The organism is uncultured Mucilaginibacter sp. (assembly GCF_937859865.1).
GTDB lineage: Bacteria > Bacteroidota > Bacteroidia > Sphingobacteriales > Sphingobacteriaceae > Mucilaginibacter_A.
In genome coordinates, this window is record NZ_CALMAT010000130.1 from 17,904 (window position 1) to 30,908 (window position 13,005).

Below are 13,005 nucleotides of genomic sequence, written 5' to 3' on the forward strand. Positions count from 1 at the left end.
TTTCTTTTTTATTAAAAAAATTGTAAAAATTTGATGGCAAATTCAATTTAAACATAACTTTGTTTTAGTTTTAACAAATTTTTAACATTTGTATTCTAAAACAAGTATGAAAAAACTTCTATTTTTTCTTTTATCGTTTACGGCTTCGCTAACTGTTTTTGCCCAAAACCGAACGATTACAGGTGTAATAACCGATGCAAAAGACGGTTCAGGTTTGCCTGGGGTTAGTGTTACCGTAAAAGAAATCCCAACGATAGGGACACAAACAGATGCAACTGGGAAGTACAGCATTTCTGTTCCTGCCAATGCCAAAACCCTCATTATAAATTATATTGGGTTTGGTACGCAACAATTACCCATTACCGGAAGTGTGCTTAATACAGCCATTCGCGAAAATGCACAGCAATTATCAGAAGTGGTGGTGGTGGGTTATGGCACGCAAACCCGGCAATCGGTAACCGGTTCGATAGCTGGCGTTACGGCAAAAGACATCGCCGAAACACCCGTGCCAAGTGTTGAACAGGCTATCCAGGGCAAAATCCCGGGTGTGGCCATCCAATCCAACAATGGTAAATTAGGGCAGGGGATACAAATACGGGTAAGGGGCACTTCCTCTTTATCTGCCAGCAACCAGCCTTTGTATGTTGTTGATGGTATCCCGATTACTTCTTCCAGCCAATCAGGCACAGATGCGCCAACCAACCCGATAGCCGACATTAATTTTAACGATGTTGAATCATTGGAAGTGTTAAAAGATGCTTCGGCATCTGCTATTTATGGTGCAAGGGCTTCCAACGGTGTTGTTTTGATCACCACAAAAAAAGGCAGGGCAGGCACGCCGCGCATCAATTTTACCGCACAATTTGGCGACAGCCAGCCTTCCAGACACCGCGATTTTTTAAACGCTTCGCAGTATGTGCAATTGGAAGAAAGGGCTGGGCTGGGGGCTGCTACACAGGATTTTAACGCCGGTTATTTTTCAACCTTGGCAGATGCACAAAGCTATTACAAATCCTACGTAGATCGTCGCCTTACGCGTTACGCCGCCGGAAGCACCAACTGGCAAACGTCAGCCGTAAACACAGATTGGGAAAAACTTGCTTTTCAAAAAGCGCCGCAATCGCAATATGATTTAAACCTGTCTGGCGGAACCGATAAAACAACTTATTACATCGGCGGCCAGTATTTGAACCAGGACGGTATTTTAATCGGCAATAATTTTAAAAGATATTCCGGCAGGATCAACCTGGACAGCAAGATGTACAAAAATTTTACGGTGGGCATGAACCTGAGCTTTACCAGGACGATCAACAACCGCGTATCTAACGATGATGCTTTTTCTACCCCGTTGCAAGATGTGGCTTTGTCGCCCATTACTCCGCAATTTGACCCGAGAACAGGCTTGTTAAGCGGTACTTTGCCAAACGGTGTTTCCAGTACTTCAACTTTGGGCGGCACGCTGGCCAGTACCTACCCGGTTTATTATAACCCATTGTTAAGCCTTGGCAATGCTTCTTTTATCACCAATGTTTATCACACTTTAGGCAATGTTTACGGCGATCTTAAAATTGCCAAAGGTTTTTCTTTCCGTACCGAGTTTGGGATTGATCAGATCAACCAAAACGAAGACAGCTATTACAACAGTTTGACTTTCAGGAATACCGGTACGGCCAATGGTTCCGGCTCAGATGGTTATAACCAGGTTTTAAACTATACCACCAACAATTACTTTACCTATAAAAACACTTTTGGCGATAACCACATTGTTGATTTTACAGGCGGCATGAGCTACCAGCTTTCGCAAACCAACTATAACCTGGCAACGGGCACACAGTTTCCTTCCGATGCTTACCGCACTATATCTTCGGCTGCGGTAACAACAGGCTCTTCCGGAAGTACAAATTATAGTTTTGTGGGCTACTTTTTGAGGGGAAATTATGCTTATAAAAACAAATATTTAGTTTCTGCAAGTATCCGCGAAGACGGTTCTTCCCGTTTTGGCAAAGGCAATAAATATGGTGTTTATCCGGCTGGGTCTATCGGCTGGGTTTTAACAGAAGAAGATTTTTTGAAACCGGTAACTGCTTTAAGCAATTTAAAAATCAGGTTGAGTTACGGGCTGACCGGCAATGCAGAAATTTCCAACTATGCAGCTTTAGGGTTGTTTACCGGTACGGCCAGTTACAACGGTGTTGCTGGCCAGGCAATCACACAAATAGCCAATCCGAATTTGAAATGGGAATCTACCGCACAGTTTGATGCCGGTTTAGATTTTGGTTTGTTCAATAACCGTTTGTCCGGTTCGTTTGATTTTTATCGCAAAAACACCTATGACCTTTTGTTTAATGTGAATGTTCCGGGTACTTCCGGTTTTTCTACCCAATATCAAAATGCAGGCAAATTGTACAACCAGGGTTTAGAGTTTGGCTTATCCACACAAAACTTAGTGGGCAAGTTTAAGTGGTCAACTTCTGCCAATATCGCTTACAACAAAAACGTGGTTACCGATGTAGGCGGGCAAATTTTGGGCACGAATGACCTGAACCGTGTACTTGAAGGGCAGCCAATCGGCGTTTTTTATGGAAGGGAATATGCCGGTGTTGACCCTGCAAACGGCGACGCGATTTATTATTTAAATACCACTAACCCCGACGGAACCCGTAACCGCAGCACAACCAACAATTATAATGCTGCCCAAAACGTAGTGTTAGGAAACCCAACGCCAAAGATTAATTACGGTTTTACCAATAATTTTGCTTTTGCAGGTTTTGACCTGGCCGTTACTTTTCAGGGTGTTTATGGCAACAAAATTTACAACAGCGGCGGCCAGTATATGAGCGCCAATGCCAGCAACGGTTTTGACAACCAGACAACTGACCAGATGAACTACTGGAACAAACCAGGCGATATCACCGATGTGCCTGAGCCGCGTCTGTTTCAGGGAAATGGGATTGCAGCTTCCAGCCGTTATTTGTCCAACGGATCTTATTTAAGGTGTAAAATTGTTTCTTTCGGTTATAACCTGCCTAAAGAATGGCTTAGCAAAATCAATGTGGCCAGGGCAAGGGTTTTTATGAATGCTTATAACCTGTTTTTAGTAACCAAGTATAAAGGCTGGGACCCGGAAGTTAATGCTGATTACCAGGCTTCAAACATCAACCTCGGTGTTGATTTTTATTCGGCACCACAACCGCGCACCATTACTTTCGGTTTAAATATTGGTTTGTAATCCCTCAACATAAACAATGATGAAAAAATTGAACATAAAATATACGGTTTGTGCAGGTTTAATGCTTCTTTTATCGGCTTGTAATAAGCAATTAGATTTAAAACCAACGCAAAGCATCGAGACTAGCCAGGCTTTGTTAACGGCGAAAGATGTACAAATTACATTGATTGGCGCTTACAGTAACTTGGCTACGCTTGATGCAAACGGTGTAGAACATTTGTATAGCGGCTCTGTATTTTTAATGCCAGACCTGTTAGGAACTGCCGGGCAAAACATCATAGAATGGGCAGGAACGTACCAACAATTAACGGAGATGGCCAACCAATCAATTACGGTTACCAATAGTTATGTAGCCAATACCTGGCTTACGGCTTATAACGATATCAACCAGCTAAACAATGTACTTTCCGCATTGAATAAAGTAACGGTTCAAGCCGATAAAGACCGGATAGAAGGGGAAGCCAAGTTTTTGCGTGGCATGATTTATTTTGATTTGGTAAGGCTGTATGGAAAAGCTTGGAACGATGGTGACCCGAATACCAACCTCGGCGTTCCGATAATTTTAACGCCGACTGCACAAATTGACGCTTCTTCTTATGTTGCCCGTTCTACCGTTGGCCAGGTTTATACACAAATACTTTCTGATTTGACAACGGCACAAACCAAATTACCGGCTTCTAACAGTTTTTATGCCAATAAATATTCGGCGGCAGCTTTACTTTCAAGGGTTTATATGCAGAAACTAGATTATGCCAATGCTGCAACCGCTGCAAATGTGGTTATCAGTTCGGGTGCTTTCGGTTTAATGCCGACTTACGCTGCCGAGTTTCCGTACAGTACAACCGGCCCGGCACATGCTGACAACACTTCCGAAGATATTTTTGCTGTCCAAATTACTTCGCAACAAGGTGTTAACGCTTTAAACGAATTTTATGGCGGACCAACTTATGGCGGCCGCGGCGATGCTGTCGTTTCACCTTCTTTTCCTGCCGAATTTGAGCCGGGAGATGCACGCGGTGCTTTCTTTTATAACGATGGCGGTTCTCTTTATTCCTCCAAATTTCAAAACCAATATGGCAACGTTAGGATAGTGCGTTTGGCCGAAATGTATTTAAACCGTGCCGAAGCCAATCTGCGTTCAAATACTGCCACCGGAGACACGCCTTTAAACGATGTCAACAAAATCCGTACACGTGCTGGTTTAGCCCCGCTTGCTTCCGTTTCTTTGGCACAGGTTTTAACAGAACGTAGGCACGAGTTAGCTTTTGAAGGCGGTTTCTTTTTGCACGATGCCAAACGGACGATGCAAAGTGTAGGCGCGCTTGAATGGAACTCGCCTAAACTGGTTTTCCCAATCCCGCAACGCGAAACCATTGCCAACCCCAATTTAAAACAAAACGCCGGTTATTGATTTCTGATGCTTCTTTTAGCAGGTAAAAATTGGCATCAAATTTATACCGATAAAAACAGTATGGCCGGAAAAATAGTTACCGGCCGTGCTTTTTTACCGGTAGAAAAACTTTTAAACCAAAGCATCGGTCTCAAAATTTAAACAGAATTTTTAAGCCGGTAAACGCAATTTGTAAGCCTACACAAAATATTAAAAAAGCAGAAATACGGTTTACAATATTTTCGCCGTTTTCGCCAAGAAAATTAATCAGCGTTTTGGTGTTGAAGTAGAAAATGTAAATCAGCGTACACATCACCAATACCGAAACCAGCAAAGCCAAGGTATTGATGAGATAACCGTTCGTGTTATTGGCCGCACTGTGCGCGCTCAAGGTAAAAAGTACCGAAATGGTACCTGGGCCGGTGGTAATCGGGAAAGCTATCGGGTAAAAAAGCTTGCTGGCCACTTGCTCATATCCGTCGTCGGTATTGTTCAATGCTGCATCCCTTGGCTGCACTTGTGTTGTTTTATCGGAAGACAAAAACCCCCAGCCAATTTTGCAGATCATAATGCCGCCAGCGAGTTGTATAATGGGTATGGAAATGCCGAAAAGCTTTAAAATCCATTGCCCGGCAAACAACGAAACCATGCAAATCAAAAAAGCATACAGACTTACATTTTGCACCACTTTGCGCTTGTCTTTTTTATTGAGGTTGAGAAAATACGGACTGACGATAAACGCTGAACCAATTGGGTTGATAACCGGGAACAGCGCAATGATACCGATAAAAACAAGGTTAATAAATGAATGGTAAAATTCGTCCATAAAAGAAGTACCGTTTTAACGTCAGGATGGATAAAGCTAATAGAACATTTTGGTTTTTAAACCTCTAATTATTTTTTCGTTATAAACCCAACTGGTCGGGATTTGCAAATCCCAGCTTTTAAGCTCAGGGTTTCCTAATCCTTTCTTGTGAATTGCCTAAAAAAAAAGAAGCATAACCAGGAGAAACTTCCCGGCCATGCTTCTTTTATGCCTATAATTTCATCAGCTTTCTTTTGGCGGCGTGCCCCGGAAAGCATCCAGTTTGTCAATGCGTTCTAATTGTACAGGTTTGCCGGTGCGGGCAGATTCATAAATGGCTTCCATAATTTTTTGGTCCTGCAAACCTTCTTCGCCGGGCGTATAAGGCGTTTTGTTTTCGATCACACATTCCGAAAAATGGTCAATCTCTAAAGCAAACTGGTTTTCTTCCGGCAACTTCGGGTTCGATTTGTTTTGAACTTTACCTTCTACATGTCCAACTTCTGGCATCAAACCTTTATAATCAAACGCCGGATCCATGCCAAACCAGCCGCCGTTATCAGCATAACAACGGTAATGTTTGGAGTTGTGCGCACCGTAACTGCAAGTATTATTGGCAATGGCGCCACTTGGAAAATACATCTGAAACATCACCGCTTCTTCCACTTCTTTAAAACGCGGGTCGTTGGGCGTGGTATAAGTGGTTGCGTTCACCATATAAGGTTCTTCGCCAAGCAAATAGCGGTTGGTGTTGATGTCGTACAAGCCAATATCAGGCAAAGAGCCGCCGCCCGATAGTGCTTTTTTCAAACGCCATTGGTTTGGGTCGCCGATGTTTTGCACATTAACGGAAGTAATCACTTTTACTTTTCCATATTTTTGCTGGCGGGTAAAATCCTTGATCTGCCGGTTGTTCGGTTCGTACTGGATGCGATAAGCAACCATCAGCTTTTTACCAGCTTTTTTGCAGGCATCAATCATCCTTTCTGCGGATTTGGAAGAAGTAGTCATCGGCTTTTCGCACAGCACATGTTTGCCTGCTTTGGCTGCCCGAACCACAAATTCTTCGTGCATCGCATTCGGCAAAACAATGTAAACGGCATCAATTTCCGGGTTGTTTTTGATGTTGTCGTAATTTTGGTAGTTGTAAATGTTTTTTGGGGAGATACCGTATTGTTGGGCCACTTTTTGCGCTTTTGCCGCATCGCCGCTTACCAAAGCTACCGGTTTCGAGTTTTTGCATGCACCAAAGGCTTCCATAATCTGGCCTAAAGTCAGTTCGCCCAAACCTACAATGGCATAGCCAACACGTTTTTCTTTTGGTAAGATCGAAGGCGCAGCGGGTTGCTCGCCTTCGCTTTTGGCGTGCTGGCTCGGCACTTCTACTTTTACCGCTGCCGACATTGGCCCCGGCCCACTGCCGATGTTTGTGCTTTGTGCGCTTGCCGTTCCGCTTGCTAGTAATTCGCCTGCAACGGTAGCGGCAATAATCCCTTTGCCTGCACTTTCTATAAATTGCCTTCTGTCATATGCTTTTTGGGTTGATGTTTCCGGCTTATGGTCTTTAAAATCTGTCATTTGTTTTGCTTTAGTTTTGATCAGTGTTGATTTCTGTTTCTCCATAAAAAACTCCCGGCCAATACTTTAGTTTACAATTAATTAAATTTTTACCGGTAAAAGAAGTATTGTTCTGTCGCTACAGGTTTTCGCACTAATTTTTTGCCGGTAAAAGAAGCATCAGTTAATTATTCGTGTACAAATCTTCAGCACAACTATTAACTTCGTGCAAATGGATTTGAGCTTTCTGCGTTTTTCTTTTTTTGATGTGCTGGATGTTATCCTCGTGGCTATTATTATTTACCAAATCTATAATTTGATCCGCGGCACCATTGCGGCCAATATTTTTATCGGTTTGGCCATTTTGTGTGCTTTGTATTTTGTGGTGAAAGCTTTGAACATGCGCTTGCTTACCGGCATTTTGGGCAATTTTATGAACGTTGGCATTTTAGCGCTCATCGTGGTTTTTCAGCAAGAAATCCGGCGGTTTTTGTTGCTGGTTGGCCGCAATGCTTCCCTTCAAAGAAATAAAGCCTGGTGGAAATATTTTTTTGGGCGGAAAGAGGAAGATAAAAACAACCTGGCACGTATCAAGCCGATTATTGACGCCTGCAAAACCATGAAAGACAGCCGAACCGGCGCATTGATTGTTTTTGCCAAATATTACGACGAAGAGTTTTTTCACAACAGTTGCGAATATTTGGACGCTAAAATTACCAAACGTTTGCTCGAAAGTATCTTTCAGAAAAACGGTCCGCTGCATGATGGCGCCGTCATTATCTCCGGAAACAAGATCAAATCGGCCAGTTGTATTTTGCCTCTGACCGATAATACAAACCTGCCGCCACAGTTTGGTTTGCGCCACCGCGCCGGCATTGGGATTTCGGAAGCAAGCGATGCTACGGCTTTGATCGTTTCTGAAGAAACCGGCGAAATTGCCTACGCCAAACAAGGAAAAGTGAAGATGGACATCAGTTTTAACGAACTGGAAAAACTGCTGAACAAAGATTTTGACTGATAAAAGAAGCATTTTTGTTTTTTGGTGATGCTTCTTTTACCGGCTTAAAATTGGTTTTTTACAACCGTGTTTTTTAAGTAATGCTTATTCTAAAATAGCTTGCGGCAGCGGTGCCAATGCATATTTTTTGATCAAAGCCAGCATTTGGTAAGGCTCAAATGGTTTTGAAATGAAATCTGTAAAACCGATCAGCATCAGTTCGGCCAGCATTTCCTGATCCATTAAAGATGCCGTAAATGCAATTACCGGTAAGTTCGGATATATTTTTTTCACCTCTTTGATGGCCGTAAAACCGTTCATCACCGGCATTTCCAAATCCATCAAAACCAAAGAATAATCTGCGTTTTGTTCTAAAATATCCAAAGCTTCCTGTCCGTTATAAGCACAAGTAACGGCAGCTTTGTAACCGGTTAAAATTTTCCTGGCAATCATCATGTTGATCTTGTTGTCTTCTGTAACCAGGATATTTAAGCCCAATAGGTCGTCTGTGTCCGGTTTGGCACTTAACAAAGGCGACTCCTTTTTATCGGCAAGTTTAAAATTGATGGTAAAGCTAAACTTGCTTCCCTGGCCTTTTTCGCTTTCTAATTTCAATGCGCTGTTCATCAATTCCAACAAACGGAGGCAAATAGAAAGCCCTAAGCCGGTGCCGGTGTATTTGCGGGTGCTTTCGTCATAAACCTGCCAAAAACTTTCAAATATTTTGCTTTGGTCTTCTTTTGCAATGCCTAAGCCTGTGTCTTGTACTATAAATTCTACCGAAAGCCCTGCACCCTCTTTTTGCCGGCAAAGCAAACTCAGCTTTACAAAACCTTTCTCGGTAAACTTTAATGCGTTTGACAGCAAATTGTTGAGGATTTGAATGATGCGTACATCATCGCCCCAAATCAGCACATCGGCCTCAGGCGCAATCTCCACCATCAGTTGCAGGTTTTTTTCTTCAAAACTGTTGTAAAACGGCAGGATTGCGTTGGTGATCAACTGCTTCAAATTGAACTCGACCAGGTGGACTTCCAGCTTGCCGGCCTCTATTTTGTTAAAGTCGAGTATATCGTTTACTAGGTTGAGCATGTGTTTAGAACAATACTTTAAAATTCGGTAATATTCGTTGTCTTCCGAAAGGTATTTTTCATCTTTTAACAAATTAACTGCGCCTAAAACACCATTGAGCGGCGTCCTCAGTTCGTGGCCCATGGTAGAAAGGAACCTGGTGCGGGAAGAAATGGTATTGTTTTTTTCTTCAATTAATTCTTCAAAGTTTAATTTTTGAGAACGGATGAACGCATAGGCAAGGCCAACCGTCATCACTACGGAGGAGAGGGCATTGCACATAAATATTACCGCGCCAATCCTGTGCGAGACTGGTTCTAACGGCTTAATATACAGCCCCAAAAAAATGCAGGTTAAAAAGGAAACCACGGTAATGGTAAAATTAAACAGCAAGGTGTTGTAGTTTGACTTTTCAAAATCTATCAGCACCGGCAAACAGATCAGCAGTGGGAAATAATAGAAGCATTGGCCAGACTGCGCCCCTTCTACCAATGTGCTGATTATCAAATGTGTGCTTACAATAAATAGAAATACGTATTCTGTTTTATTTAGAATGCCTGCCTTTTTTAAAAGCATTACAGATCCAAGGCAAAAGCAAAACAAGCTTGTTGATACACAGGAAAAGTTGAGGTGTAAACAAAAATAAACGATTGATAAAACGAAGCCGGAAATAAATGCCACAGAATAAACCAGGAAAAGCCTTTTAGAAAGATCCCTTAAATCAAATATTGACAGGAAAGAGTCTTTTGTGATGAAAGGCATACTTAATTTTTACGAACCGCTAATATTAATGTTTCAAAATCCCCTGCTATATTGCTGTCATTTAGGCAATTGCTTTTTGCTTTCGCATACACCAATTTTATAGGCATAAAAACAGTATGCGGGCTTTTAATTGATTTTTAAGGATTAAGTTTTGGCGCTTCCGTTTTTGGTTGAACAACCGGCGGCAAACGTTTAATTGGCATCGTGTAAATTACGGTTCCATCAGGTTTTACAATTGGCATATTCCAGTTGCCTTGGGGCGTGGCAATCGGCATGTTATCCAACGAAGCCGTTAAATTTTGGTTTGTTGAAGTGGATTTTTTTGGTTGAACACGAGGCGAAAACAATAAGTTCAAATCGTTTTGTTGCTGTTTAGAAAGCTTGTTTGATGGAACCGTATCGGAAAAACGATAAAGGCCAAGTACATCTTGAGGCGTACGGTTTGGCGTAATTGTATTTTGCTGGGCCTTCAGTGTAAGAACCGTTCCTGAAAACAAGATGAAGAAAATAGCTTTTTTCATAACCTCGGGATTTGATGTGTAATTTACAAATGTTTATCCAAAAACTTTGCAAATTAAATGCAAATAAAAAGAGCATCCAGATTTTTCCGAATGCTCTTTTTATGCCGGTAAAAACAGTATCTACTTAGCTGCTTTTATTTCATCAATGGCTTTGGCAATATAATCGGCCTGTGCATTTAACTGGCTTTTTAAATTTGCATCAGCGTTTTTGGCCTGGTTTTGTTTTTGGGTTTTCAGGTCGCCCAGCATGCCCATTACGTATTGGTCAACGCCGTATTGTTTGTATTGGATAGCCAGTTTTTTAAACGCATCAACCCGTGGGTTTACTTTTTGCGTGTCGTTCACTTTTCCCAGCATGGCAACATAACCTTGCATCACGTTGAATTTTGCCTGTACGCCAGCCTGGTCAAATGCTTTGCTCACAAAAGGCAATTCGGCTTCCGTTCCTTTTGTGGTGTAAAGCAGCACCATCGCTTGTGTAAGCGCGCCTTTGTTGTCTTTTTCAAAACCTTTTGCAATTTTTAAAGCTTCGTCCGGGTTTTGCGCTGCCAAAGCATTCAAAGCCGCACCTTGCACCGCGTACGACTGGCTGTTTAAAGCCGTCCTGAACAAAGGCAAATCAGTAGCGTTTTTAAGTTTGCCCAAAGCAATGATCGCTGCTGCTTTTACCGTATTGTTTTTATCGTTTTGGGCGATGTTGGTCAGTTCGGGCATGGCCGCTTGTTTAACTTCATCGCTGCTCAGGTTTACATTTCGGATAGCCAAAGTGCGCAGCCCGTAATAATTATCTTTTAATGCCGCCAATATTACTTTGCGCGCCCCGGCATCGCCTTGTTTGCCCGTTACGGCGTTCATCGCTTCCCAGCGGTCTAAATACAAAGGCGCGTTAAAGTACTGGAACACATATTCATCCGTAGTTTTATTGTCGGTTTTTTGGGCGAGCAAGGTTTTATCGCCATCCACATTTACCAAATTTGGTTTGGATGCAACTTTAAAACTCAGCGTGTCTGCTTTATCACGCATCCAAATCTGATGGCGTTCTTTCTTGCCACCAACATACAAATCAATGGCCATTGGCAAGGTAAAAGTCTGGCCTTCCTGCGTTTGCGTTAAATAAACAAACTGCGTTTTGCTGCCTTCGTCCCATTTATAATCAATCTTTAAATCCGGGTTGCCCGCGCCATAATACCATTGGTTAAAAAACCAGTTTAAATCCTGGCCGCTCACTTTTTCCAATGCCAAACGCAATTGTTGCGCTTCGCCGTTGCCCAAAGCATTTTGGCGGAGGTATAAATTTAGGCCGGCAAAAAAAGCATCCTCGCCTAAATAGTTGCGCAGCATATTTAAAATGCAGCCGCCTTTTTGGTACGTAACTACATCAAACATATCTTCTTTATCGGCATAATAAAAACGAACCAGGTTTTTTGTCCGCGCATCTTTAGAATTCAGGTAAGCCAGCATATTTTCGTTGATGTGCGCGCCGCCTTCGTCTTTTCCATAGCGGTGTTCGGCCCAAAGTGTTTCGCTGAAATCAGCAAAAGATTCGTTCACCGTCAAATTGCTCCAGCTTTCGCAGGTTACATAATCGCCAAACCATTGGTGGAAAAGTTCGTGCGCGATGGTGCTTTCGCCCTGGCTGTAGTTATCGTCCAGCATTTCGCGCGGCGTTTTTTGCACATATTCTCCATGTAAAGTTGCCGTAGTGTTTTCCATCGCGCCGCTTACATAATCGCGCACCACAATCTGGCTGTATTTGTTCCACGGAAAATCAACACCTAATTTCTGCGAATAAAAAGCGATCAGTTCCGGCGTAAAACCAAAAATTTGTTTGGCAAAAGGGGCAAAGGCAGGTTCTAAATAATAGCTTACTTCTTTGTCTTTCCATTTGTCTTTGTAGATTTTAAAATCGCCAACGGCCATCATAAACAGATATGGCGCATTGGGCTTGTCCATTTTCCAAGTGTCAGTCCGCAAACCAGTTCCGGCAGGTTTTTGGGAGATGAGTTTTCCGTTAGAAAGCGTAACGTATTTAGCAGGGACCGTCATGCTGATTTCTTCCAGCGTTTTCTGATCGGGCTTGTCAATCGTTGGAAACCAGGCGGAAGAACTTTCCGTTTCGCCCTGCGTCCAAATCTGGATCGGTTTGGTTTTGTCGGCGCCATCCGAATTGATAAAATACAAACCTTTGGCATCGCTGATGGCTGCGCTGCCTTTTACTTTTAATTCGTCAGGCTTTGCTGTATAACTTAAATACAGCGTGTAGTTTTCTGCGGAAGTATATTTTTTATCGAGTTTGATCTTCAATTGCAAACTATCATAAGTGTATTTCAACGGCATGTTTTTACCGTTTTTAACCACAGAAATATTGCTGATGTCCATTCCTTTGGCATCCAAAACCAAAGAATCGGTTGGGTAAAAATGCGGTTTCAGCGTAACCCATTCTTTGCCGTATAAATAGTGTTTGGCGTAATCAAAACGAACATCCAGTTTGGTGTTGACCAAATCGTTGATTTTTACCGGCGTGGCGCGGTAAATTTTTAAAGCCGGGTTATCATTGGTTGTTTGGGCAGATAAGGCTGAGGAAACCAAACAGGCTGCGCCGATTGCGACAAAGCGTTTAAAAAGGTTGATCATATTTTCAATAAAAATTACACAGGTTAAGAAACGTAAATT

The 13,005-nt window shown here is 42.5% G+C and carries 9 protein-coding genes; 4 read left to right on the plus strand and 5 right to left on the minus strand.

What is annotated here, in order from left to right:
* The first annotated feature begins 106 nt into the window (after positions 1-106).
* Genes Q0192_RS14150 through Q0192_RS14160 form a run of 3 tightly spaced genes read left to right on the plus strand, consistent with a single transcriptional unit; the run spans position 107 to position 4,781 of the window.
* Entirely contained in the window at positions 107-3,229 is a 3,123-nt protein-coding gene (locus tag Q0192_RS14150) for a TonB-dependent receptor (protein ID WP_299290221.1), read from the plus strand.
* A gap of 16 nt (positions 3,230-3,245) precedes the next feature.
* A complete protein-coding gene (locus tag Q0192_RS14155; protein ID WP_299290223.1) occupies positions 3,246-4,640 on the plus strand; it encodes a RagB/SusD family nutrient uptake outer membrane protein in 1,395 nt (464 codons plus the stop codon).
* Positions 4,641-4,646: 6 nt separating this feature from the next.
* On the plus strand, positions 4,647-4,781 hold the full coding sequence (locus Q0192_RS14160) for a hypothetical protein (protein WP_299290225.1): 135 nt from the start codon (positions 4,647-4,649) through the stop codon (positions 4,779-4,781).
* Here Q0192_RS14160 and Q0192_RS14165 read toward each other — a convergent pair.
* Both Q0192_RS14165 and Q0192_RS14170 read right to left on the minus strand, forming a co-directional pair.
* On the minus strand, positions 4,771-5,445 hold the full coding sequence (locus tag Q0192_RS14165; RefSeq protein WP_299290227.1) for a MarC family protein: 675 nt from the start codon (positions 5,443-5,445) through the stop codon (positions 4,771-4,773). The two genes, Q0192_RS14160 and Q0192_RS14165, sit on opposite strands and share 11 nt — an antisense overlap.
* Before the next feature lie 222 nt (positions 5,446-5,667).
* Positions 5,668-7,002: a Gfo/Idh/MocA family oxidoreductase gene (locus Q0192_RS14170; RefSeq protein WP_299290229.1), complete on the minus strand. Its 1,335-nt coding sequence runs from the start codon at positions 7,000-7,002 to the stop codon at positions 5,668-5,670.
* 211 nt (positions 7,003-7,213) lie between these two features.
* Here Q0192_RS14170 and cdaA point away from each other — a divergent pair, with 211 nt between their 5' ends.
* Positions 7,214-7,999 (plus strand): diadenylate cyclase CdaA, encoded by a 786-nt coding sequence (gene cdaA, locus Q0192_RS14175; protein WP_299290231.1) that lies wholly within the window; start codon positions 7,214-7,216, stop codon positions 7,997-7,999.
* 84 nt (positions 8,000-8,083) lie between these two features.
* On the opposite strand, the gene Q0192_RS14180 is transcribed toward cdaA, so the two are convergent.
* From Q0192_RS14180 to Q0192_RS14190, 3 genes are all read right to left on the minus strand, one after another.
* Positions 8,084-9,625, minus strand: coding sequence for an ATP-binding protein (locus Q0192_RS14180; protein WP_299290233.1), 1,542 nt, complete (start codon positions 9,623-9,625; stop codon positions 8,084-8,086).
* A gap of 323 nt (positions 9,626-9,948) precedes the next feature.
* Positions 9,949-10,332 carry a hypothetical protein gene (locus Q0192_RS14185; RefSeq protein ID WP_299290235.1) on the minus strand — a complete coding sequence of 128 codons (384 nt, stop codon included), beginning with the start codon at positions 10,330-10,332 and terminating at the stop codon, positions 9,949-9,951.
* A gap of 120 nt (positions 10,333-10,452) precedes the next feature.
* Positions 10,453-12,966: a M1 family aminopeptidase gene (locus Q0192_RS14190; protein WP_299290237.1), complete on the minus strand. Its 2,514-nt coding sequence runs from the start codon at positions 12,964-12,966 to the stop codon at positions 10,453-10,455.
* Positions 12,967-13,005 lie beyond the last annotated feature (39 nt).